At 57.7% G+C, this 23,384-nt stretch carries 21 protein-coding genes, 1 tRNA gene and 1 pseudogene; 15 read left to right on the forward strand and 8 right to left on the reverse strand.

Annotated features, from left to right (window positions below; translation table 11 throughout):
* Window positions 1-149: 149 nt before the first annotated feature.
* Window positions 150-980: a 5-dehydro-4-deoxy-D-glucuronate isomerase gene (kduI, locus tag F1C16_RS16800; protein WP_185281767.1), complete on the forward strand. Its 831-nt coding sequence runs from the start codon at window positions 150-152 to the stop codon at window positions 978-980.
* A 27-nt stretch (window positions 981-1,007) separates the two neighbouring features.
* A complete protein-coding gene (locus F1C16_RS16805) occupies window positions 1,008-2,204 on the forward strand; it encodes a DUF4861 domain-containing protein (protein ID WP_185281768.1) in 1,197 nt (398 codons plus the stop codon).
* Window positions 2,205-2,397: 193 nt separating this feature from the next.
* Here F1C16_RS16805 and F1C16_RS16810 read toward each other — a convergent pair whose 3' ends face one another.
* Window positions 2,398-3,510 carry a hypothetical protein gene (locus F1C16_RS16810; RefSeq protein WP_185281769.1) on the reverse strand — a complete coding sequence of 371 codons (1,113 nt, stop codon included), beginning with the start codon at window positions 3,508-3,510 and terminating at the stop codon, window positions 2,398-2,400.
* Between the two features lie 473 nt (window positions 3,511-3,983).
* Between F1C16_RS16810 and F1C16_RS16815 the strand changes: the two genes are divergently transcribed.
* The 3 genes from F1C16_RS16815 to F1C16_RS16825 all read left to right on the forward strand — a co-directional run bounded on the left by F1C16_RS16815 (window position 3,984) and on the right by F1C16_RS16825 (window position 7,547).
* Window positions 3,984-4,307 carry a hypothetical protein gene (locus F1C16_RS16815; protein WP_185281770.1) on the forward strand — a complete coding sequence of 108 codons (324 nt, stop codon included), beginning with the start codon at window positions 3,984-3,986 and terminating at the stop codon, window positions 4,305-4,307.
* A 249-nt stretch (window positions 4,308-4,556) separates the two neighbouring features.
* Window positions 4,557-6,947: a TonB-dependent receptor gene (locus F1C16_RS16820; RefSeq protein WP_185281771.1), complete on the forward strand. Its 2,391-nt coding sequence runs from the start codon at window positions 4,557-4,559 to the stop codon at window positions 6,945-6,947.
* 36 nt (window positions 6,948-6,983) lie between these two features.
* Window positions 6,984-7,547: a hypothetical protein gene (locus F1C16_RS16825; protein WP_219733346.1), complete on the forward strand. Its 564-nt coding sequence runs from the start codon at window positions 6,984-6,986 to the stop codon at window positions 7,545-7,547.
* Between the two features lie 101 nt (window positions 7,548-7,648).
* Here the strand turns inward: F1C16_RS16825 and map are convergent, their stop codons facing one another.
* The 4 genes from map to pheS form a co-directional block, all read right to left on the reverse strand.
* Window positions 7,649-8,413 carry a type I methionyl aminopeptidase gene (gene map, locus F1C16_RS16830; RefSeq protein ID WP_185281772.1) on the reverse strand — a complete coding sequence of 255 codons (765 nt, stop codon included), beginning with the start codon at window positions 8,411-8,413 and terminating at the stop codon, window positions 7,649-7,651.
* 196 nt (window positions 8,414-8,609) lie between these two features.
* Window positions 8,610-8,686, reverse strand: a tRNA-Asn gene (locus tag F1C16_RS16835).
* A gap of 95 nt (window positions 8,687-8,781) precedes the next feature.
* Window positions 8,782-9,231 carry a ubiquinol-cytochrome c reductase iron-sulfur subunit gene (locus F1C16_RS16840; protein WP_185281773.1) on the reverse strand — a complete coding sequence of 150 codons (450 nt, stop codon included), beginning with the start codon at window positions 9,229-9,231 and terminating at the stop codon, window positions 8,782-8,784.
* A 104-nt stretch (window positions 9,232-9,335) separates the two neighbouring features.
* On the reverse strand, window positions 9,336-10,424 hold the full coding sequence (pheS, locus tag F1C16_RS16845) for a phenylalanine--tRNA ligase subunit alpha (protein WP_185284373.1): 1,089 nt from the start codon (window positions 10,422-10,424) through the stop codon (window positions 9,336-9,338).
* A 356-nt stretch (window positions 10,425-10,780) separates the two neighbouring features.
* On the opposite strand from pheS, the gene F1C16_RS16850 reads away from it, so the two are divergent.
* From F1C16_RS16850 to F1C16_RS16865, 4 genes are all read left to right on the forward strand, one after another.
* Window positions 10,781-11,224 (forward strand): hypothetical protein, encoded by a 444-nt coding sequence (locus F1C16_RS16850; protein ID WP_185281774.1) that lies wholly within the window; start codon window positions 10,781-10,783, stop codon window positions 11,222-11,224.
* A gap of 141 nt (window positions 11,225-11,365) precedes the next feature.
* A complete protein-coding gene (locus F1C16_RS16855) occupies window positions 11,366-11,731 on the forward strand; it encodes a hypothetical protein (protein WP_185281775.1) in 366 nt (121 codons plus the stop codon).
* 72 nt (window positions 11,732-11,803) lie between these two features.
* Window positions 11,804-12,100 carry a hypothetical protein gene (locus tag F1C16_RS16860; RefSeq protein WP_185281776.1) on the forward strand — a complete coding sequence of 99 codons (297 nt, stop codon included), beginning with the start codon at window positions 11,804-11,806 and terminating at the stop codon, window positions 12,098-12,100.
* Window positions 12,101-12,740: 640 nt separating this feature from the next.
* The gene (locus F1C16_RS16865; RefSeq protein WP_185281777.1) at window positions 12,741-13,166 is read left to right on the forward strand and encodes a Fur family transcriptional regulator; all 426 of its coding nucleotides are present in this window, start codon (window positions 12,741-12,743) and stop codon (window positions 13,164-13,166) included.
* A gap of 139 nt (window positions 13,167-13,305) precedes the next feature.
* Here F1C16_RS16865 and F1C16_RS16870 read toward each other — a convergent pair whose 3' ends face one another.
* The gene (locus F1C16_RS16870) at window positions 13,306-14,586 is read right to left on the reverse strand and encodes a pitrilysin family protein (RefSeq protein WP_185281778.1); all 1,281 of its coding nucleotides are present in this window, start codon (window positions 14,584-14,586) and stop codon (window positions 13,306-13,308) included.
* Between the two features lie 213 nt (window positions 14,587-14,799).
* On the opposite strand from F1C16_RS16870, the gene F1C16_RS16875 reads away from it, so the two are divergent.
* Complete coding sequence (locus F1C16_RS16875) at window positions 14,800-15,696, forward strand: AraC family transcriptional regulator (RefSeq protein ID WP_185281779.1); 897 nt, start codon at window positions 14,800-14,802, stop codon at window positions 15,694-15,696.
* Between the two features lie 78 nt (window positions 15,697-15,774).
* Window positions 15,775-16,509, forward strand: a complete 735-nt coding sequence (locus F1C16_RS16880; RefSeq protein WP_185281780.1) for an SDR family oxidoreductase — start codon at window positions 15,775-15,777, stop codon at window positions 16,507-16,509.
* Window positions 16,510-16,593: 84 nt separating this feature from the next.
* On the opposite strand, the gene F1C16_RS16885 is transcribed toward F1C16_RS16880, so the two are convergent.
* Complete coding sequence (locus tag F1C16_RS16885; protein ID WP_185281781.1) at window positions 16,594-19,224, reverse strand: TonB-dependent receptor plug domain-containing protein; 2,631 nt, start codon at window positions 19,222-19,224, stop codon at window positions 16,594-16,596.
* Between the two features lie 128 nt (window positions 19,225-19,352).
* Between F1C16_RS16885 and F1C16_RS16890 the strand changes: the two are divergent.
* The 4 genes and pseudogenes from F1C16_RS16890 (at window position 19,353) to ytxJ (ending at window position 22,735) form a co-directional block, all read left to right on the forward strand.
* Window positions 19,353-21,333: pseudogene (locus F1C16_RS16890) on the forward strand (thiamine pyrophosphate-dependent enzyme).
* Between the two features lie 333 nt (window positions 21,334-21,666).
* Window positions 21,667-21,996 carry a hypothetical protein gene (locus F1C16_RS16895; RefSeq protein WP_185281782.1) on the forward strand — a complete coding sequence of 110 codons (330 nt, stop codon included), beginning with the start codon at window positions 21,667-21,669 and terminating at the stop codon, window positions 21,994-21,996.
* 78 nt (window positions 21,997-22,074) lie between these two features.
* Complete coding sequence (locus F1C16_RS16900; protein ID WP_185281783.1) at window positions 22,075-22,380, forward strand: hypothetical protein; 306 nt, start codon at window positions 22,075-22,077, stop codon at window positions 22,378-22,380.
* 13 nt (window positions 22,381-22,393) lie between these two features.
* Complete coding sequence (ytxJ, locus tag F1C16_RS16905) at window positions 22,394-22,735, forward strand: bacillithiol system redox-active protein YtxJ (protein ID WP_185281784.1); 342 nt, start codon at window positions 22,394-22,396, stop codon at window positions 22,733-22,735.
* Window positions 22,736-22,901: 166 nt separating this feature from the next.
* Here ytxJ and F1C16_RS16910 read toward each other — a convergent pair whose 3' ends face one another.
* On the reverse strand, window positions 22,902-23,306 hold the full coding sequence (locus F1C16_RS16910) for an OsmC family protein (RefSeq protein WP_185281785.1): 405 nt from the start codon (window positions 23,304-23,306) through the stop codon (window positions 22,902-22,904).
* Window positions 23,307-23,384: the final 78 nt, after the last annotated feature.

Genomic DNA, 23,384 nt, shown 5'->3' on the forward strand with positions numbered 1-23,384 from the left:
GCGCAAGCCGTTCTGTCGTGAGAAGGTCCTTCGGCACTGGCTTGATGCGCCACATGCTCAGGATGACACGAGCTTCTACATCATCACATCTATAATCAGCACATCATCACATCAAAAATCAACACACTAAAACACATCAAACACCTACCATGATTCAACGATATGCTATCGGGCCGCGCGAAACGGCGATGATGAATACGGCCGAGCTACGCGAGAACTTCCTGCTGGAAAACTTGTTCGTAGCCGGTGATATTCAACTAATATACACGCACTACGACCGCATGGTGGTAGGCGGCGTGGTGCCCACCGGCGATGCTATTCCCCTACCCTGCCCCGATAACCTGAAAGCCGATTTCTTCCTGCAACGCCGCGAGCTGGGCATTCTCAACATCGGCCAACCCGGCACCGTAACCGTGGATGGCACCGCCTACGAGCTGGGCCGTCAGGACTGCCTGTACGTGGGCAAGGACGCCAAAGAGGTAGTCTTTGCCAGCGCCGACCCGTCGAAGCCGGCCCGGTACTACCTGCTCTCTACGCCGGCCCACGCCACCTACCCTACTGCGCGCCTCACGCAGGCCGAGGCTACCCCCGTGACGCTGGGCACCATGGAAGCCGCCAACCAGCGCACCATCTACAAGTACATCTACAACGAAGGCCTGCCTAGCTGCCAGCTGGTGATGGGCCTTACGCAGCTGCACCCCGGCTCGGTGTGGAACACCATGCCCGCCCACACCCACGACCGGCGCATGGAGGCCTACCTCTACTTCGATCTGCCGGAGGGCCAGCGGGTATTGCACCTGATGGGCCACCCCCAGGAAACCCGCCACCTGTGGGTAGCCGAGGGCCAGGCCATTCTGTCGCCGCCGTGGTCGATTCACTCGGGCTGCGGCACGGCTGGCTACACATTTATCTGGGGTATGGGTGGTGAAAACCAGGAGTATACCGATATGGACCCCGCTCCCATCGACCAACTGCGCTAGCCTGTTTCCTACCCATTTCACTTGTCGATGAAACCGTTACCGCTTGCCCTACCCCTGGCCGCGTTGCTGTTTGCGGGCGCGGCCCCGGCGCCCCGCCCGGCTGCTACCATCACGGTTCGCAACGCCCTGAACCTGGCCCGCCGCGCCGAAACCATCAGCCTACCGCTAAGCAAGCTGCCGGCCGCCGCCCGCCAGTTGGACCCAGCCGACTTGCGCGTGCGCGACGCAGCCAGCAAATCCTTGCTGATCAGCCAGTTGGTAGACAACGACGCCGACGGCAAACCCGACGAGCTGCTGTTTCAGACGGATATGGGGGCCAGGGCAAGTAAGACGTTTATGGTGGAGCCGGCCGCGGCGGGGCCGGTCCCAACTACCCCCGATGTCACGTTTGCACGCTTCGTGCCGGAACGCACCGACGACTTTGCCTGGGAAAACGACCGGGTAGCATTCCGCACCTACGGCCCCAATGCCCAGGAGCTGGCCGAGAAGAAGGACCCCAACGGCACGCTCAGCAGCGGCATGGACTGCTGGCTGAAGCGCGTATCCTACCCCATCATCGACAAGTGGTATGGCCGCCACGTGCACGAAAAACCTTTCGCCTACCACACCGACATCGGCGAGGGCTACGACCCCTACCACGTGGGCAGCAGCCGCGGCGTGGGTGGCACCGGCGTGCTACTGGATGGGAAGTTGTTCGTATCCAAGAACTTCACCAAGTATAAGGTGCTGGCCACCGGGCCTATCCGCACGGTGTTCGAGCTGACGTATGCGCCCTACCCGGCCGGCAGCCTGTCGGTCACGGAAACCAAGCGCATTTCGCTGGACCGAGGCAGCAACCTGACGCGCTTCGAGGAGCATATTTCGGCCGGCCAGCCGCTGCCTAACTGCACCGTCGGCCTCACGCTGCACGAGCAAAAAGGCGAAGTAAAGGCTGACCCCAAAGCCGGCTGGTGTCGCTACTGGGAAAAGGTAGACGACTCCTACCTGGGTACCGGCGTGGTGGTAGCCCCCCGCTACCTCACCGACTACCAAGAGCACCGCAGCGAGCAGAAAGACCAAAGCCAGCTCTATATGGTCACAAAACCACAGCAAGACGCGGTGATTTTCTATGCCGGTTTTGGGTGGCAGAAAAGCGGGCAGTTTGCTTCTGCCGATGCTTGGGATGCTTACTTAGCGGAGTTTGCCCAGCGTATCAGCTCGCCGTTGGTGGTGAGTTGGAAATAATCCATCTGTCATCCTGAGCAGAGCGAAGGACCTTCTCACGCGTGAACGACGGTCATAACAACGACTCGTTCACGCGTGAGAAGGTCCTTCGCTCTGCTCAGGATGACAGAGGGGGTAGGCTAACAACGCCTGTCGTTCTGCCGTGAGAAGGTCCTTCACTGCGTTCAGGAGGACAGACAAATTTCAACCCTTCTCACTCCACCCCAAACCGCCGCAAGTCGGCCTCTATCTGCTGGTCCCAGCGCTGCTGCGCGGCGGCGTCTGTGCCGTGGTGGGTTTCGGCATCGTACCGCTCCTGCAAGCGGTTCATTTCCATGAAAGAGCGCAGGTACTGGCGCTGTAGAATGCTGTTGTAGTCCTCTACCGTGAGGCTGTCGGCGGTGGCGTGGCGGCGGAAGCGCTCGGCTACCAGTTTCACTAGGTCGAAATGGCGCTGCTCATGGGCCAGGTAGTAGGCGTTTTTGCCTGGCCCTACCCACGAGGAACTGCGCACCACAAAGATTTGCAGCGTAATATCCAGCTCTAGCACGCCGTTGCGCAGGCGAGGTTTGCCCTGGTAGGAAAACCCTGGAAACACGGCCGCCGCATAGATGCCCGCCCGCGGTGGCCCCGTAAAATCCGACCAGCGCAGGGGCCGCGCCGGGTCGTAAAACAAGGTATCAGACTCGGTTTGGCGTTGGTCGTAGCGGAAGGAAGGCTGCACGCGGGTAGCCAGGCGAGCGTCCTGCTCGGCGGCTTGCAGCAACCACCTGTTGAGGTAGCGTAGTCCACCCGCTAGCACCTGCCTAAGGGCCGGCTCTACTACCGCCGCATCTGTAGCTAGGCGGCCGTAGCGGGCACCACTGCGGTACTCCGTGAGCAGCAACGGCGCGGCATCGGGCCGGAGCCAGTCGAAGGCCAACTGTACTTGTACCTCACCCTCCACGCGCCCACCTGGCACGGCCTTTTCCGTGATGCGTAGTATGCGGATACGCACCTGAACCGGGCGCGTGCCCGGCTGGGTTGGTATGCTTTGGGCAGCAAACTGCTGCAAAGCCGCCTCAGCTCCGCCCTGCAAATCGGTTGGGCGCGGCGCGGCCGGGTTGGTACCTGGTGCAGGCAGGAGCCATGCTACGGCGCGGCGCTCGGGTCGCTCGTCGCGCACCTGCGCTACCCGGAAGGTAGGCGGCTGCAAGGCCAATGGTTCGGCGCGCAATGTCAGTGGCTTGTCGGGTAGGCTGCCTGCCGTCAGAGGCCATATCAGCAGCCACAACAGCCACCGGTAGCCTTGCCGGAAGAAGGCGGATAGACGGAAAAGTGTAGACACATCAGCCAGACACACTTAGGCATCGGGTTTGTTCCCTAATATATTAACAGCTCATTATCTGATACTTGCCTTGCAGGATGATGATTGACCCTGTTTGCAGTGTTGAGTTGCTCGACTCATACGCTGGGCAATGTAGTTGTTGCTAGGAGAAGCTTCCGTGTACCTATGTTGCATCATGTATACATTACATGAATGCTATGTGCAATGAACAACCTGATGAGGAAGCCAAATCAATGCTTCTTCCTGTAGATTTATCATTTACAGCACTATACCGAGTGTAAATTTTAGATGGGGATGGGTTTGTAACTCTACCTTCTCGTAGGTCGTGCTATCTTAATAGCCAGCCTATCCACTGCATTGTCTACCGATCCTGGACGCATCTAAAAATATTTTGCAACATTTGTGCAAAAGAGGCGTTGTTTACGACACCCTCCGAACAAACAGCGCCTTCTTCTGCGCGTTTCGCTGCCTGCATGCTTGCTCTACGCTCTTTCATCGCCTATTTCCTCCTCATCTGCTTCGTGCGGGTGATGGTACCGGATACGTGGCTGTTGGCGTTGCATGCGCATGAGCACACGGTGCACGAGGCAACGCACAAAAAGGCCTCATCGATTTCGGCGCAGCACCAGCATTGCAGTGTCGACCAGTTTTACAACGTTCCGTTTCAGCTCTCGGCAACAAGCGTAGTCTTTGCCAGCGGCGTTATGCACGCACCTCATTGGATGATGCCGCGCCAGTCTGTGTGGAGCCAGGCCCTACCGACTATTCGTCATCTGCGCGGCCCCCCGGCAGCTTAATGGGCGTAATACACTTCGCCCACTGCGCCTGTTTTTGCTCGCCTTTTCTGCCTGCACTATAGGGCTTAAGCTACCGTAGTAGCTCTGCTCGGGTAGGCAGCCGCTTGCTGGTCTACTGACCAATTCGAGAAACTATTTCCTTGCGCAACGCTTCTGCGCAGCATAGCTACGTCGCTTAGTATGTAGCTAATCATCAGCTTCTTGTCTTTCGACATATACGGCTGACTGATCGAATAATCCCTCTCTTTCATGTTGTTTCGCTTTGTAGCGGTCTTGCTGATGGCAGGATTGTGCCTGGGCTTTGTGCATACTAGCACGGCTCAGAACGGGTGCAACCTGCCGCTGGCGGGCCGCATCACCGACCACGAGTCGCGGCAGGGGCTGGCGGGGGCTACCGTGATTGTGCAGCCCGGCCAGCAGGCCACCCAGACCGACGCCGACGGTAATTTTCATTTTCACGTGTGCCCCGGCACTTACCAGCTGGAGGTGCGCTTCATTGGCTACGCTACCGAACGGGCTGAGGTGCGCATGAACAGTGCGGCCGTGCGCAACTTCCAGCTCCACCCCGATGCCGTGACGCTGCGCGGCGCCACCGTGCGCGGCGAGCGGGTGCAGGCGCCCCTACCCCAAGCCAGCGGCTCGCTAACGGGCCAGGCCCTGCAACAGACGCGTGGCCAAGCTCTGGGCGAAGCCCTCGAGAAGCTCCCCGGCGTGGCTGCCATTCAGACTGGCCCCAGCATTTTCAAGCCTATGATTCATGGGCTGCACTCCAACCGCGTGGCGATTATGAACAACGGCGTACGGCAAGAAGGGCAGCAGTGGGGGCAGGAACACGGCCCGGAAATCGACCCGTTCATTGCTTCCGACCTGACGGTGGTGAAGGGCGCCGCCAGCGTCCGCTACGGCACCGATGCCGTAGGGGGTGTGGTGCTGGTGCAGCCCAAAGCCTTGCGCGATTCGGCCGGCATTGGGGCTGATGTGAACCTGGTGGGCATGTCGAACAACGGAATGGGCGCCGTTTCGGCGGCGGTAGATGGCAACCTGCGCCGCCTACCCTCCCTGAGCTGGCGCCTACAAGGCACCCTGAAGCAAGCCGGCAACACCCGCACACCCGACTATCGCCTCGACAACACTGGTTTCCAAGAGCACAACTTCTCGGCGGCCATGGGCTGGCGGAAGGACACGTACGGCCTCGAAGCCTTCTACAGTCAGTTCAACTCCCGCCTGGGTATTCTGAGCAGCGCCATTGTGGGCAACCGCGCCGATCTGGAAGCCGCCATCGCCCGCGGCCGCCCCGCCATAGACCCCGATTTCACCTACCAGATCAACCGGCCCTACCAGCAGCTTCAGCACGATCTGGCCAAGCTAACCGGCTTCGTGAAAACCGGCAACGGCGGCCGGCTGACGGCCACGGTGGCCAACCAGCGCGACTACCGCGACGAGTACGATGTCATTCGATCTTCGAGTGATGCAGGCCGCCGCAACCTGCCCCAGCTCAGCTACCAGAACTACACCACCACCGCCGATGTGGTGTGGGAGCACCCTACCCTGGGCAACTTCCGGGGTAGCGTGGGCCTCAGCGGCACCTACCAGTTCAACCGCTACGCGGGCGGCACGCGGCAGTTTATCCCGTTCTACACCAACCGCACGGCGGGCGCGTTTGTGATTGAGCGCTGGCAGCACGAGCGCCTGCTGCTGGAAGCCGGCCTGCGCCTCGACCACCGCGACCTGCGCACCCGCCGCCTCACCCGTGGCTTCGCTACCGACTCCAGTTCCTACTATGGCGTAGAGCGCAACCGCTTCCAGTTCTGGACGCCTTCGGCCTCCGTAGGGGCCGTGTATGATGCCAACGTGCATCTCACGCTGCGCGCCGACGTGGCTTTGGTGCAGCGTGCCCCAGCTGCCAACGAACGGTATTCGCAGGGCGTGCACGGCGGCATTTATGAGGAGGGGTACGACATTTCACGGCCGGCTGGTACGCCGCCTCTCCAACCCGAAACGTCGTATAACCTGGGTGTAACGGCTACCCTGCATGACAATCCGCGCCTGAACGGGGAGCTGACGGTGTATCAGAACATCATCGACGGCTACATCTACCAGGTGATAGGCGAGCCGATAACCACCATTCAGGGCTCTTTCCTACCGTGGCGCTTTCAGCAAACCGATGCCGTCTTTCGCGGTGTAGACGCTACCCTCGACTACAAACTAGCTTCCAACTGGCTGCTCAACGGCAAGGCGGCCGTGATTCGGGCCCGCAACCGCACCCTCAACGACTACCTCATCTACGTGCCGGCCGACCGATTTGAGCTGTCGGTACGGCGCGACTGGGCTGGCCAGAAGGCCGCCCGGGCCAATCAGTTTTTTGCGTTGGTACGGGGCACGGCCGTGCGCCGGCAAACGCGCGTGCCCGGCGCCGAGTACGACCCGCAACCTGCCCCCGACGGCTACGGCTTGCTGGGCGCCGAGGTAGGCGCTACCCTACGTCTGGGCAGCACGCCTGTGGAGGTGAGCCTAGCCGGCTCCAACCTGCTCAACGAGCGGTACCGCGACTACCTAAACCGCTTCCGCTACTTCGCCGACGACATGGGCCGCAACGTGACGCTGCGCGTGCACCTCCCCTTGAATTTCAGCCCTAACTAAGTATTTCATTCACTTTTTCCATTTCCATTTTTTCACATGAAGACTTCACTTTTCCGTCCCTTTGCTGCCGCGCTTCTGCTGGCTACCCCCATGTTCTTTGCCTCGTGCAGCGACGACAGCGACCCAGAGCCTGAAGATGACAACGAATTCATCACCACCATTCGCTACAAACTCACGCCCACCAGTGGCACGGGTCAAGCCGTAACAGCTGAGTGGAAAGACCTAGATGGTGCCGGTGGTGCAGCCCCTACCATCACTGGCCTCGCGCTGGCGCCAAATACCTCCTACACAGGTACTATTGAGTTCCTCGATGAGACGAAAACTCCCGCTGATGATATCACTGAGGAAGTGCGGGAGGAGAACTACGAGCACTTGGTGATATACACGCCTAATCCGGCTACTGGTCTCCTGACCATTACGCGCACTGATGCCAAGGACCGCAATGGCTATGAAGTTGGTCTCACAACTAATGTGCAAACTGGTGCTGCTGCCTCGGGTAACCTGACTATTCAGCTGCGCCATCAGCCCGGTACCAAAGATGGCACCTCCGGCCCTGGCTCCGACGATGCCAACGTAACTTTCCCCGTTACACTGCGCTAACACTCTGTTGATCAATATTCTGTTCACAACATACATCTCTAATGCAAAAGCGCCGGCTAGTAGCCGGCGCTTTTGTTTTTTCACTTGATTACCAACCTTACCTATTCCCAAATGCTGTTTGCCTCGGTCAGAATAATCGGCTTGTCATCCGTAATCACAATGGTGTGTTCGTGCTGAGCCACGAAGCTGCCGTCTTTGGTTACCAGCGTCCACCCATCACTGGTTTGGTGCGCTATGGAGGCACGGGTAGAAATAAACGTTTCCACGGCTACCACCGAATTCTTCTTGAAGCGCTTCAGGTTGTACCGGTCGTAGTAGCAGGGTATTTCCTTGGGCTCCTCGTGCAGACTGCGCCCAACACCGTGTCCCACTAGGTTTTTGATAACCCGAAAGCCTGCTTTGCGCGCTTCACCTTCTATCAGCCCGCCGATATCGGCAATGCGTACGCCGCCGCGGATGCGGCTGAGGGCCGTGCGCAAAATCTGCCGGGAGGCATCTACCAAGGGCTGGTGCTGGTGAATATCGGTACCGAGCACGAAAGAGCCGCCATTGTCGGCCCAGTAGCCCCCTAGCTCCGCCGATACGTCGACGTTTACCAAATCGCCTTCCTGTAGCACTTTGCGAACCGACGGAATGCCGTGCGCTACCTCGTTGTTCACGCTGATGCACGTCCAGCCCGGAAACCCATACGCAAGCCGTGGGGCCGACTTCGCGCCTAATGACGTCAGCAAACGGCCACCGTACTCGTCCAGCTCTTTGGTCGTCATGCCCGGCTGGGCGTAGGCGCGCATTTGCTTGAGGGTAATGCCAACGGCTTCGCTGATGCGCTGTAGGCCAACTAAGTCTGCTTGGGAGGTGATGGACATAGAATAAAGGGGGTTGACTTTCTGATATGGGCCGGCGTTGCCTGATTAACACCGGGAAAGCGGCGGCGGTTTAGGCTAAAAGCCAGTTATATATCCAACCGCCTACGGGCTTGCATTCTACCCGCAGCAGGCAAACCCTGAACAAATCAAAAGCCCGGTAACAGACTGGTTTAAAGTCTACTACCGGGCTTTTGCTTGGCGCTCCCTCCTGGGCTCGAACCAGGGACCCTCTGATTAACAGTCAGATGCTCTAACCGGCTGAGCTAAGGAAGCGGTTATGGCGACGTTTATCTGTCGTTGCGGGTGCAATATTAGGGCAGATTCCCGCTTTTTGCAAATCCTGAGGCAAAAAAACTTAGATAAATTTTCTAGTTATTGATGCTCAGTAAATTACCTGACACGTTGGTAGTATAGCGCCGTAGCGGCCGCGTGGCCGGGCCGGCCAGCACCTGCCCTTGCAGGTCGAAACGGGAGCCACAGCACGAATCGACCAGAAACAGACGCGACGAAGGGTCGATGCTGACGCGGGCGCAGGCATTTTGGGGTTGGTAGGGGCAAGTGCGCTCAAAGGCGGTGTACGTGCCGCCGGGCTGTCGCACCACAATCAGCCCGCGCAGTCCGCCGGCGTGCGTCACAGCCCCGTTGTCAAAGAGCAGGTTGGCATTTTCCTGGTTTCTCAGGTTCAGCAACTCGTTCACGATGGCGTAGGGAATCTGTGGGCTGGGGTCGTTGCTACTGTTGGAGCCGCAGCCCAGCAGCACTTGGCTCAGGAAAAGAACGAGGGCCAGCAACGCCCGGCTGGTAGTGGTAGACAGCATACAAGGGTAGCAAATAGAAGATGATAACGCCCAAAACGAAAGAACGCCCCGGTTAAGTCCCCAAGACGTTCTTTTTATTATTTCAACTGACTCTGTGCCGATGCCTACGCACCCTCAAATTGCCGCAGGAACCGCATGTCGTTTTCCGTGAACAAGCGCAGGTCTTTGATCTGATATTTGAGCATGGTGATGCGCTCGATGCCCATGCCCCAGGCGTAGCCGGAGTAGCGCTCGGGGTCGATACCGGACTGCTGGAGCACAGCGGGGTCTACCATGCCGCAGCCGCCGATTTCCACCCAGCCGCTACCCTTGCAGATGTTGCAGCCCTTGCCTTTGCAAATCAGGCAGGTGATGTCGATTTCGGCGGAGGGCTCGGTGAAGGGGAAGAACGAAGGCCGGAAGCGGATCTGAATATCCTCCCCGAACATCTCCTGCACGAAGTAATACACGGTCTGCTTGAGGTCGGCAAAGCTTACGCCCTCGTCAATGAAAATGCCCTCTACCTGATGAAACATCATGTGCGCCCGTGCCGAAATGGCCTCGTTGCGGTACACGCGGCCGGGCATGATGCTACGGATGGGCGGCTGCTGGCTTTCCATCACGCGCACCTGCACCGTGCTGGTGTGCGTGCGCAGGAGGTGAGACGGTGAAGTGGCAGACGAGCTTTCATCATTCGCCATCTCACCATTTTCTAAATGCGCAGGCGGAGCGGTAGGGGCGATAAAAAACGTGTCCTGCATGTCCCGCGCCGGGTGGTTTTCGGGGAAGTTAAGGGCCGTGAAGTTGTGCCAATCGTCCTCAATTTCGGGTCCCTCGGCCACGTTGAAACCGATGCGGGAGAAGATGCGCACCATTTCCTCGCGCACCAAGCTCAGGGGGTGGCGCGTGCCCAGGGCCTGGGGCACGGGGGGTAGGGTGTAGTCGAAGGTAGGGTCGGCGGGGGCGTTGTTTTGGGCCGCCTCCATCTGCTCGCGCCGCTCATCGAACTTCTGCTGAGCGAATTGCTTGAGCTGGTTCAACTCCTGGCCCACCGCACGGCGCTGCTCCTGGGGCACGGTTTTGAGCTGGTCGAACAGATCGGCCAGCTGGCCTTTGCGGCCGGTGAAAGCAATGCGAAACTGCTCCAGCTGCTCGGGGCTGGTGATGTCGTACGCATCCATGTCGGCGCGCAGCCGCGTGATATTCTCCTGCATCATACCACAAAGGTACAGGGGAAATGGTGAGATGGTGAAATGGTGAGGTTGTGAAGTGGTGAATCAGAAAACGTGTGTCATGCTGAGCGCAGCGAAGGACCCTCTCACGCGTGCACGACACTCCGGAACAACGGCTCATTCAACAGGCATAAGGTCCTTCGCTGCACTCAGGATGACACGCGTTTTCTGATTCACCACTTCACAACCTCACCATCTCACCATCTCACCTTTTTTGGTACGGTTGCTGCAAGTAGGAGAATACCCACTTTGGTTTGGATAGATTCGGGAGACGTCTTGGAGTTGCTAGCCGTAGGGGGTGTATTGGGTTCCGTTTCTCACTTCATCTTTCCACTCCTATGAAACGCTTCATATTTGCTGCTGCCTCTCTTTTATTAGTAGGTAGTGCCACCGCCCAAGCCCAAACAACGACCACCGACTCAAATCCGTGGTTCGACTCGGCGCCCGCTGCTACTTCCGACTCCTACCCTACCGGCTGGAAGGTAGCACCGGCGGCCAACCCCACGGTTAGCGCCCGCCCCAGCACCGACTACAACGGTCGCCCATTAAAGGCCCGGCCCCGCAAAGCGGCTCGTGCAGAGGTAGTAGATGCTCCCGTATACGAAACAGGCTGGTCTACTGCGCCGGGCATGGCCCTTAGCCTACACCAGCGCCCCACCACCGACTACTGGGGCCGTCCGCTGAAACCAGCGGTACGCAAGGCTCCTACCTCGCTCTCGGCCGAGCCAGAGTTACTGCCGCAAGGAGCACCGGTGGCGACTATCTATGGGTCGCAGCAGTAAGAAGCACGCAAAAACAAGCGTCAAATACGGGCCAGCCTGGACAAAAAAGGCTGGCCCGTTCGTTTTTTCCGACCAAAAAGGTAGCCCACGTCGTATGTGTAGATTTTAGGACTTTTTTGATTATTTCACCTGCTCTCCGTTATGAAAAACGCTCTCCTCTGTATCTGCCTTGCGTGGGCTGTTAGCAGTCTGCCAGCAGTAGCGCAGCAAGCCAAGACCAAAGTCAAAACCAAGCAGCCTACGGCCAACGGCTACCACCGGACGAGTAACACCAAAGCCAAGGCCCGCTCCGGCGCCTACTCGCGCTACGACCGCTCGAATCGGCGCGACGAAGAAAACCTGAAGCTGGCGCCTGGGTTGCGCCTCAACATGCCTAGTCCGCCCACGACCGACTACATGGGCCGGCCGCTGAAGAAGAAGCCTGCCAACGTTGCAGCAGCGGGTGCTACTAGCCTTTCGACTGAAAAAACAACGCCGCCACCTACTCCTACCCGCAAGCGGAAGTAACCCGCGGCAGCCCGTAATCTTATAGGTTGGAGTAGCGTATATAGAAAACACACTTGCAAACGACCCCTTCCCATGCGTAAGAATATATATGTACTAGCCGTCTTATTATTGGTCAGCGTGAGTACCCACACGGCTGCGGCCCAAACCGTGCGCCCCGCTAAAAGCCGCGCCGCCGCTCGCGACACCACCGTGGAGGGCATCTATGTGGCCCCAAACATGACGGGCGCCCCCAAGCAGCAAGTCACTACCGACTACAGCAACAACCCCATCAGCCCGGCCGTGGAGGAGAAAGGCAACTCCCTCTCCCCCAACCCCGATCCGGTGAAATCGAAGAAACTCAAAACCCGTCGCCCGCCTAAGCGCGATTAGGTAGGGGTTCCTTAGCCCGAAGCAAGCGCTTCGCATGAGGCAGAAACGCAACACGTTGCGCTTCGCCACCTGCTTCACTTACCTCCATTGTGGTTAATCAGGAAAGTTGTTTTCATCCAAAAAGAAAGCACCAGCCAACGGCTGGTGCCTTCCCTAGTTCTCCAAAACCAAACCAGGAGAATTGGTGCAGCCGTGGCAAAACGGCTGCTATACTTATTGAGAAGCATTCGGATGCTTCAGCTAAAATTCTAGAGGGAAGCTAACGGCGCTGTGGGGAGGGTATTGCTAGCGTTGTCTGCTTTCTTGACAGCTTGGAGTAGACCTCAGATACTATAATCTTCTTCTGTTTCGGGTGCATGTTGGCTCTGCTAACGCAATCCGTTCGTTAGGCACAGTGCAGGTTGCTTGATCAGATATTCCACCCATTGCATGATTATCAGTGCAAAAGTACTTTTCTGCAACTTTGATTCGCTTTATCGGGTTTGTATACTGATTTTACAGTGACAAAGATCATAATAAAAGCAACATAGTTGCAAATAATAATTAAAAATGCGAAATAGAGCAGCTCTGTGCGCACTGTAAAATTCTCTCCGCTGCTTCCTTGTTACCTTTGCGGGTATCCTGCCCTACCTAAGTTGTTATGGAAAAGCCTCACAACCATATTGCCGAAACGCTCAGCCGTCATGGCCTGCGTCAGACGCCTACCCGCTTACGCGTGCTACAGGTCCTGGGCACGTCGCCCTATGCTTTGTCGGGCCACGAGATAGAACAGCAATTGGGCCAGGAAACCGACCGTATTACGCTGTATCGCACATTGCGCTCTTTCGAGGAGAAAGGCCTGATACACCGCGTTATCGACGCCTCCGATATCATTCGCTATGCATCCTGCTCTATTGAATGCACCGAAGAGGCGCACTTCGATAACCATGTGCATTTCAAATGCACGGAATGCGCCCACATTTACTGCCTCAACCAGGTAGCCATTCCGGCCGTGACGCTGCCAGCCAGCTTCCGCGCCGTAAGCCGCGACTATCTGCTAGCTGGCGTGTGCAATCGCTGCCAATAAGTAGCGCGCTTTTCATAAACAAGAACGTCATGCTGAGCTTGCCGAAGCATCTCGCGTGCTGATGAATGTTACTATCTTTTATCAGCACGCGAGATGCTTCGGCAAGCTCAGCATGACGTTCTTGTTTATGAAAAGCGCGCTACTCCATCTCTTCCACAGCGGCCAGGGTAGCGGCGGCCATTTTGGGTTGAGCGCGGTAGTAGAGGGTGCTGCAATTGGTAGGCCGGAGCACTTCTTGCGCTGCTTCTAGCACGGCTTCGGGTGTTACGGCCTGCACTTTTTCGCTTTCCTGGTTCACCAGGTTAGCGTCGCCGATGAGCTTGCTGTAGGCCAGGTTCATGGCACGGTTCAGCAGCTCGATTTCTCCGAATACAATGCTGGCTTCGGCCTGATTCTTTACTTTTTCCAACTCTTCGGCGGGCACTAGCTCGGTACGCAACTCAGCAATAATGGCCTCTACCGCTGCGTCGGCGTCCTCTAGAGTTACGCCGGCGTTCAGCTTGCCGCTTACCACCAGCAGCCCCGGCTCCAACGACCCCGATACGGACGCCGAAATGGAGTTGAATAGCTGCTGCTCCTTCACCAGACACTGATACAGGCGCGAGGATTTGCCGCGGCCCAGCACGTCGCCCAGTAGATCGACGGGGTAGTAGGCGTCGTCGGCGCGGCTGGGCATGTGGTACACTTTGTAGAGCGCCGACAGCGGCACGTCGGACGTCAGTTCCAGGAAGCGGGCTTCGGTCTGGCGCGGCTCCTGGGGTAGCTGGCGCTCGTAGCGCGCACCTCCTGGAATCGGTCCGAACCATTTCTCGGCCAGGCGTTTGACTTCGGCTTCCGTCACGGCGCCGGCCACTACCAGCACGGCGTTTTGAGGGGCGTAGTGCTTGGCAAAGAAGTCGCGCACCTGCTGCATGTTGGCTTCTTCGATGTGGCTGATTTCCTTGCCAATGGTAGCCCAGCGGTAGGGGTGCTGCTGGTAGGCCAGGGGGCGCAGGTTCAGCCACAGGTCGCCGTAGGGCTGGTTGAGGTAGTTCTGCTTGAACTCTTCTACCACCACCTTGCGCTGCACCTCTAAGCCATTCTCCGAAAACGCCAGGTTCAGCATCCGGTCCGATTCCAACCAGAAGCCGGTTTCGATGTTGGTTGCGGGCACCGTGAGGTAGTAGTTGGTGATGTCGGGGGATGTGAAGGCGTTGTTCTCGCCGCCTACCAGCTGCAAGGGCTCGTCGTAGCTCGGGATGTTCACCGACCCCGAAAACATCAGGTGTTCAAACAGATGCGCAAAGCCGGTATGCTCGGGGTCCTCATCGCGCGAGCCCACGTTGTAGAGCACGTTCAGCACGGCCAGGGGAGTGGTGTGGTCTTCGTGCACAATGCAGCGCAGGCCGTTATCAAGCTTAAATTCGGTGAAATTGATCATATCAAGGAGAAGCCGTTCTTTTTTGGAAGTTACAACTTACGAAATCGGCGGTAGGTTCGGTAGCCGGAGGCGGAAGTTAGGTGCTCTACCCTTCGGGGGCCAAGCCTTGGGTAGTATTGCTGCCGACGGCAAGAAAACCAATGGCACTATCCTTTTGCTGCTGGGTTCTGTTTATTGTATAATCGCCCCCAACGCCACCAGCCTACTTTTGCTATGTACGCTCCTATTATCTCCTACCCTTCCATTCCGAGCTACCCGCTGGAGGTACCCGACGCCACGAGCGATTCCTCCTTTCAGCTTCGTAAAATGGAGCGCATTGCGGTGCATGGCAAGAACGATTTGCTGATTCCGCACCGGAAGGACTACTATTTTATGGTGTTGCTTTGGGAAGGAAGCGGGCGGCATTGGGTTGATACCACCGCCTACACCCTCAAGCCCGACACGCTCTACTTTACCGTGCCGCACCAAGTGCAGTTGAAGGAAGAGCTACAGCCGGTTTCAGGGTTCAATCTCAACTTTACGGAAGAGTTTTTGGCCTTGGACAGTAGTGGCGTGCTGCGCCAGCTGCCCATTATTCAGAACCCACAAAACGGACACGAATTGCACCTGGCGCCATCGAATGTGGCATTTGTGCAAGACATTTTGGAGAAGGCCTACGTCGAGTACAGCGCGGCTCAGCCCTGGCACCGGACCGTGTTGCTGGCCTATCTGCATGTACTGTTGGTGTACCTCAGCCGGCTGTACACGGAGCAATACTGCACTTCGGAAAAGGCCGACGAAGCTGCGCTGCTGAGTAAGTTTCGGACCAAAATTGAAGCCTCCTACTCCCGCCACCACGACGTGGCTACCTACGCCGACATGCTGCACCTCTCGGCCGGCCACCTCAGCGAGGTTGTGAAAGCGCAGAGTGGCAAGTCGGCTATTGCGCACATCCACGAGCGGCTGGTGGTGGAGGCCAAGCGCCTCCTGTTTCATACCGAATACACCAGCAAGGAAATTGCGTTTCAACTGGGCTTTGAGGATGCTTCCTACTTCAATCGTTTCTTCAAACGCCTCACCCAGCAAACGCCTTTACACTACCGCCTAGCTACCCGCGAAATGTACCAGTGAAACCGGAATATGGGTTACGGCTTGCCCGCGGCACGATGGTAGGTTTGCATCGTACTTCATTCAACACGACGACGCAACATGAAAACCGTACTTATCACCGGCGCCAACCGCAGCATTGGGCTGGAAACCGCCCGGCAACTGGCCGCGCAAGGCTATTTTATTTACCTGGGAAGCCGCAGCTTGGAAAACGGCAATGAAGCAGTAGCGCAGCTGAAAGCCGAGGGCCTGACCAACGTGGAGCCCATTCAGATTGATGTAGCGGATCTGACCTCCATCCAGGCAGCCCGCGCAGAGCTTGGGCAGAAACTTGATTCGCTGGACGTGCTGATCAACAACGCGGGCATCAACGGTGCCATGCCGCAAGCCGCCACTGCCGATACGCAGATCATCCGGGACGTATTCGACACCAACTTTTTCGGCGCCATCAACGTCACGCAGTCCTTCTTAGACCTACTGCGCCAGTCCGAGGCACCGCGCATTGTCAACGTTACCTCGGGCCTAGGCTCCCTAACCATGCACAGCGACCCGTCGTGGAAATATTACGCGGTGAAATTAGGTGCCTACGGACCCTCAAAAACTGCCTTAAACGCCTACACTGTGGTGCTAGCGTATGAGTTGCGCGATACGCCGTTTAAAGTCAACGCCGTAGACCCCGGCTATACCGCTACCGACTTCAACCAGCACAGCGGCCCCGGCACAGTGGAAGACGCCGCCAAAATCATTGCAAAGTACGCCACCATAGGCGCCGACGGCCCTACCGGTAAGTTCTTCAGCAACGACGCGGATGGCGAAGGCGACGAAATGCCTTGGTAAAGCTAGCTGGCTACCACCAAGTAAAAACGGTCCGCCTCTACTAATGAGACGGACCGTTTTTGCTTTAGAATTGGATGGCCTTGTTTACAACGTGGCGCGTACACCCAGCAGAAACGTGCGCGCCGTGGGATAGGCGCCTATATCAAAGCCGGCTTGCGTGCCGTCGGAGCCGAAGGAGCTAACGTTGGGGTCGTAACCGCGGTAGCGCGTGAGGACTAGCAGGTTTTGCCCGCCTACCCACACGCTGGCACTGCGGGCTGCCCGCTGCCACACTGGGTAGCTGAGCGTAGCGGCCGTCAGACGGACGTGGTTGCCGGATTGCAGAGTGTAGTCGTTGAAAGACGATATTTGTAGCTGCTGGTTAGCCTGTGGTACATTAGTGGTTGTGTTGGTGGGCGTCCAGCGGTCCAGCACGCGGGTAGTGGCATTATCACGGCCAGATGGCACATCTAGCACGTTTAACTGACGATTTTGTACCTGATAACCCCACATGGCATCGGCTTGCACATCCAGCGTTAGTCGTTTGTAGGTAAGCTGTTGTGTGAGCGTGAGCAGCTGCCGGGGTAGGCCATTGCCCAGCGGCTGGAAGTCTTCGGGTCTGGATTGACTGTTTGAATTGCTCCCGACGAAGCGCGGCCGGCCAACGGCGTCTACCCCCAGGTAGTGCAAGCCATAGAAAGTGCTGAGCGGCCGGTTATGAACCGTCCTGTCGTATGGGTTGTCATCATCCGGCGACTTTAGCTGGTAGCGGTTGCGATTAGCGGCGGCGGCCAATGTTGTACTACCCTGCACCGGGCCTAGTTGCCACTGCCCATTCACGGTTAGCTCCACTCCATTGTTGTGCAGCATGCCGGGCCACTCGCGGAACGATGATTTTTCGTCGACGGTACGCCGGGTGTAGCCTTGAATAGTTAGATTCAATCTATTTTGCCACATGCCCAGCGCAAGGCCGGCATCGAGCTGTCGGCTACGCTCCCGCAGCGGCAGAAAGGGGCTACCACCAAAAACAGGCATGGGCAGTGTGTATAGGTTGCGACCCAAATTGCCTGCCCCCGATGTATAGCCCACGCCTACCCAGGTGTTCAACTTGCTAACCAGTTGATTTTTCCGTAGAAAGCCTTCTTTGTCTGCGTGCCAGATAGCCTGCACGCCTGGCAGCCACTGCGAGCGGTCGACGGAAGCAAAAGCGGCCGATATATCGCGGCGAAGACTGCCTTGCACTTGGTAGCGCTCCGCAAACGTATAGCCGCCGGTCAACTGGTAAAAATCGACACCTATTTTTTCCCATTCATCCTCAATGCTCAGTACAGGAGTACCCGGAATGTAGCTCTCTTTCCTATTCGTTAGGCTTTGTCGTTGTCGAATAGCTTCTACGCTGGCCGTTATGGCATGACGACCATCCTCGAAGCTACGGACATAGCGCAGAGCCGGGTTGATCACCCATTGTCTATAGGTGCTGGCAAGGTCGGCATTCTGTCCGGCGGGGTAGGAGGCGAAAGCTGATCTGTATGACTCACTGCGCTGCGTGGCCCGCTCCAATCCGCCCAGTAGTTCCAGCGTGAGCCCGGTGGCTAGGCGGTACTGTGCATTCAGCTGTGCTAATAGCCGTTGCTGACGGGGCGTTTGATACCATTCGCGGGCTTCCTGCACCGGATTTACCAGATACCTCTGATTGGTGGTATCCTGCACCGTGCGGGTAGGCTGCTCGTAGAGCGCGTTTTGCAGGGCATAATAAGACGGCACGCGCCGTTGCGTTTCGCTCAGGCTACCTCGCACCGCTACGTGTAAGCGTTGGCCTATTTGCTGGTCTACGTTGGCCCGCACGGCGTAGCGGCGCAGATTGGAGTTAAGCACTATTCCCTGTTGGCCGAGGTAGTCGACGCCTGTGTAGTAGTGCGTAGCGGCGGTGCCACCCGAGAGACTCAGGTGGTGCTCCTGTATGGCGGCAGTGCGCAGCATCTCCGCCTGCCAGTCGGTGCCCCGATCCAGAGCGGCTACTTCGGCCAACGAGAAGCGCGGCGGCTGTCCGTCGTTGCGGGCGGCTTCGTTGGCTAGTACGGCGTACTGGCGGGCGCCCAATAGCTCGTAGCAGTAGCGAGCCTGCTGCACGCCGCCGTAGCCAATGTACTGCACGCGCGGCGCTCCGGTATGCCCCTGGCGCGTGGTGATGCGAATAACGCCATTAATGCCCTGTGAACCGTACTGCGCGGTTTCGAAGGCGCCTTTCAGCACCTCTACCTGCTCGATGTCCTCCGTTGGGATGTGTAGTAATGGATTCGTGTCTAGCTCCTGTATTTCCGGCAGCGCATCCAGATAAACGGAACTTCTTGCGCCTGACCGAAACGTACGCTGAAATACCGGCACACCATCTACCACATACAGCGGCTGGGCATCATCAGTAAAACTGGCCACCCCCCTAATACGCATCACCATTTGCGCCCCCGGCGCCCCGGAGTAGGGCGTAACCTGCATGCCGGCCACCTGGCGCAGTTGCTCTTGGATAGAGAGGAATACTATAGTAGAAGTAGTATGTGTTGTCGAGATAGTCGGATTGAAACAGATAAAACGTTTGTGAATTTCTGACGGTACTCTCGACGCCAATGAATCTGTGCTTGGCAATTCTACCGCTACCCGTCGCGGTGCCAGCGTATCGGGTTGTTGGGCCAGAGTAGGCACGGTAGTACAGAGGAAAGCAACAAGTAAAAGTGGGCGCATAGGCAAACAGTAGAAGTAGAATAGGCTATAAAATGAGTCGGCCGCCTACCCCAAAAATCATCCCACGATTCCCCTTCCGGTGCAAACGCCTACTTTTGCCAGCGTTACCCTTTTGAGCCCCTATTGCTATGCCCTTCGACCGCGCCGCCTACCCCACCGAGCAACTGCTAACCATTTACCAAGAGCTGCTCAAGCCCCGCCTCATTGAGGAGAAAATGCTGATTCTGCTGCGGCAGGGCAAAATCAGCAAGTGGTTTTCGGGCATCGGGCAGGAGGCCATTGCGGTGGGTAGCACCTTGGCGCTCAACCCCGATGAGTATATTCTACCCCTGCACCGCAACCTGGGCGTATTCACGGCGCGGCGGGTGCCACTGGGGCGATTGTTTGCCCAGTGGGAGGGCAAAGAAGGCGGCTTCACCAAGGGCCGCGACCGGTCGTTTCACTTTGGCTCCCGCGAGCACCACATTGTGGGCATGATCAGCCACCTCGGCCCGCAACTAGCCGTGGCCGACGGCATTGCCCTGGCCGACGTGCTGGACGAACAAAAGCGCGTGACGCTGGTATACAGCGGCGACGGCGGCGCCTCCGAGGGCGACTTCCATGAGGCGCTGAACGTGGCAGCCGTGTGGCAGCTGCCGGTCATTTTCCTCATCGAAAACAACGGCTACGGCCTCTCTACCCCCAGCAACGAGCAATTTCGCTGCAAGAGCTTCATTGACAAAGGACCAGCCTATGGTATGGAGGCTGTGCAGATCGACGGCAACAATGTGCTGGAAGTGTATGGCACCATGCAGCGCTTGGCCGAGGACCTGCGCCAGAATCCGCGGCCGGTGCTGGTAGAGGCTCTTACTTTCCGGATGCGCGGGCACGAAGAAGCCAGCGGCACCAAGTATGTTCCTCAGGAGCTGTTCACGGAGTGGGCCGCCAAAGACCCCGTGGCTACGTACGAGCAATGGCTCATCAGCGAAGGCCTGCTGAGCGAAACGGCCCGCCATCAGTTCCAGGAGAAGATAAAGGCGGAGATTGAACAGGGCCTGCGGGAAGCCGATGCCCTCCCCGCCCCTACCCCCGACCCTATCCGCGAGCTGGCCGATATGTACGCTCCTTTCGAGGGCTCTGAGCAAACACCTACCCCTGACGCTCCTGCCACAGTGAAACGCTATGTAGATGCCATCCGCGACGGGTTGCGCCAGGGCTTGGAGCGCTACCCCGAGCTGGTGCTCATGGGCCAAGACATTGCCGAATATGGCGGCGTGTTCAAAGCAACAGAAGGCTTGGTAGAGGAGTTTGGGAAGGGGCGGGTGCGCAACACGCCCTTGTGCGAGTCGGCCATCTTGGGAGCTGGCTTGGGGTTGAGCGTGCGCGGCAAGAAGAGCATGGTAGAAATGCAGTTTGCCGACTTCGTGACCTGCGGCTTCAACCAGATTGTGAACAACTTAGCCAAGAGCCACTACCGCTGGGGTCAAAACGCCGATGTGGTGGTGCGCCTACCCACCGGCGCTGGCACCGCGGCCGGACCATTCCACTCCCAGAGCAACGAGGCGTGGTTTACGCACACCCCCGGCCTGAAGGTGGTATTTCCCAGCAACCCGCACGACGCTAAGGGCTTGCTCTGCGCCGCTCTGGAAGATCCCAACCCAGTGATGTACTTTGAGCACAAGCTGCTTTACCGCTCCGTGAGTGGCCTCGTACCCGATGCCTACTATACTACGCCCATTGGGCAGGCGGCCCTGGTCCGCGAGGGCGACGAGCTGAGCATCGTCACCTACGGCATGGGCGTGCATTGGGCCTTGCAGGTAGCCGAGGAATTGAATGTAAGCTGCGACATTCTTGATCTGCGCACGCTCCTACCCTGGGACCAGGAGGCCGTGCGTCGCACCGCCGAGAAAAAACGGCCGCGTGCTGGTGCTGCACGAAGACACCCTCACGGGCGGCTTGGGTGCCGAGTTGGCCGCCTGGATTGGCGAAAATTGTTTCGAGCACCTCGATGCGCCCGTGCACCGCGTGGCCTCACTGGATACGGCCGTGCCCTTTGCCCCTACCCTGGAAAAGGACTTTCTACCCCTTCAGCGCCTGCGCGATGCGGTGGAGAAGCTGCGCAACTACTAAGCTTTCCGCGCCGCTCGAACGGTGTAGAGACGCATACTTGCGTCTCGTCGTTGAACGATTCGGACGGTTATGAGGCGCAACTATGCGTCTCTATAACCTTTCAACTGCTCACCCATTTAACTTACACAGCTTGTAAAGGCATCATTCTGAGCGCAGCGAGGAATCTGTTATTTAGCCCCCTCGCTGCGCTCAGAATGCCAATTTTAGAGCATTTAAAGGCTCCATACAAAACCTATTTTTTCGTTACTTCCTCCTGCTTTAATTCTACCATAGTAGCGTTATTGGCTTGATTTCTGGGCAGGGTTCTATTCTCACTGCATCAACCCGTTGCCTATGTTCTTCTCTACTCGGCCCACAAAGTGTTTACGGTTGGTACTGCTCGTGCTGTTGAGCGGCTGGCTGCTTTTATCCCAAACGGGCTGTCACCGCTACCATATTTCCGACCCCACAGGTCCGCCGCAGCCCAAGATGAAAAAGGCGAAAGCCTCTGCTCCTGATGCTGAGCAGAGTGCGGATGGCAGCAGCCAGAGCACTGCTCAGGCAGAAAACGCGCCGCCCCAGCACAACAGCTACGACAAACAGGGACTACTGAAAAAGAAAACACGTGACCGCAGCCGGAAGCGTAAAGTAGGGCAATACCGGTTTCTGGGCATCATATTTTAGCGCCCTCATTCCTGTTGACTCGCAGATAATCAAGCCGTTTTGCATGGCTACCCTCTCCCACTTTCCGTATGCTTTGGTATGAAACGCTTGCTACTTCTATCTGCCTTGCTACTGGCTGCTTCGGCCTCGGCCCAAACGGAGTACACCACCCCGGCCCAGCACCGGTCCGAAAACCGCCGCGCCCTGCGCGACGCGTCCAAGTACCCGGCTAAGTACAAAGAGTCGCACTTGGCCGTTACGCCGAAAGCGCTGAAACGGGGCAAAACAGGCACGCCCCTACCCCGCGACAGCCGCAACAACTACCGGTTTGACCGCACCGGCACAGCCCGCGTCAGCGAACCAACGGCCCCCGGCTTACGTCTTACCCGCAAAAAACAACTCTAAAACGCTCTGAAGTATGACTCCCTGGCAACCCCTCACCCAACCCGAACAGCTTGCCGACATCGTGCAGGAATCGCACGAGCATCCGGTTTTGGTTTTCAAACATAGCACTACTTGCTCCATCAGCGCTGCCGCCAAAGGCAAGATTGAGCGCCAGTGGGATTCGGCCGGCCTCGATGGCACCCCCATCTACTACCTCGACCTGCTCCGCTACCGGCCCATTTCCAACGAAATAGCTCAGAAGTTTGGTGTAGAGCACCAGTCGCCGCAACTGCTGCTTATCCAAAACGGCGAGTGCAGCTACGACGCTTCACACATGGGCATCCGCCTCAGCGACGTGCAGCAATTGGTGAAATAGTGAGGTTGTGAAGTAAAAAGACGTCTGTCATCTTGAGCTTACGAAGGACCTTATGCCCGTTGAACGAGTCGTTGCTACGATGGTCGTTCTTATGTGAGAAGGTCCTTCGTAAGCTCAGGATGACAGACGTCTTTTTACTTCACAACCTCACTACTATACCTTTTCCCTACTCATACAGGAACGAAACTTCCTGCTTGATTTCCGGGTTCAGGCTAAGCGCTACGGGGCAGGTGTGGGCAGCACGCTCTAGTAGGGCGCGCTCCTTTTCGGGTAGGCTGGCGGGCAGGTGAAACTGCACGTCAATTTGCCGGATGCGGCGCGGCTCGGCGGCCATGTGCTTGGTCACGTCGTACGTAACGCTGGTGAGGTCCAGCTGGTGGCGCTCGGCTACGATGCCCATAATGGTCATCATGCAGGCACCCAGCGAAGCCGCCACCAGATCAGTGGGCGAAAAGGCCTCGCCCCGGCCGTGGTTGTCTACGGGCGCATCGGTAATAATCGTGTTACCGGAAGCGTTGTGCGTAGCCTCGGTACGCAGTTGGCCGGTATAGCGGGCGCTGGCAGTGCTCATAGAATCAGAAATTTGGCAGGACAATGACAACAAATTTACGTACTTTCGATCAGGCTGCCTCGGAGCGGTCGTTTTCTG

The organism is Hymenobacter sp. NBH84 (genome assembly GCF_014217645.1).
Classification (GTDB): Bacteria; Bacteroidota; Bacteroidia; order Cytophagales; family Hymenobacteraceae; genus Hymenobacter; species Hymenobacter profundi.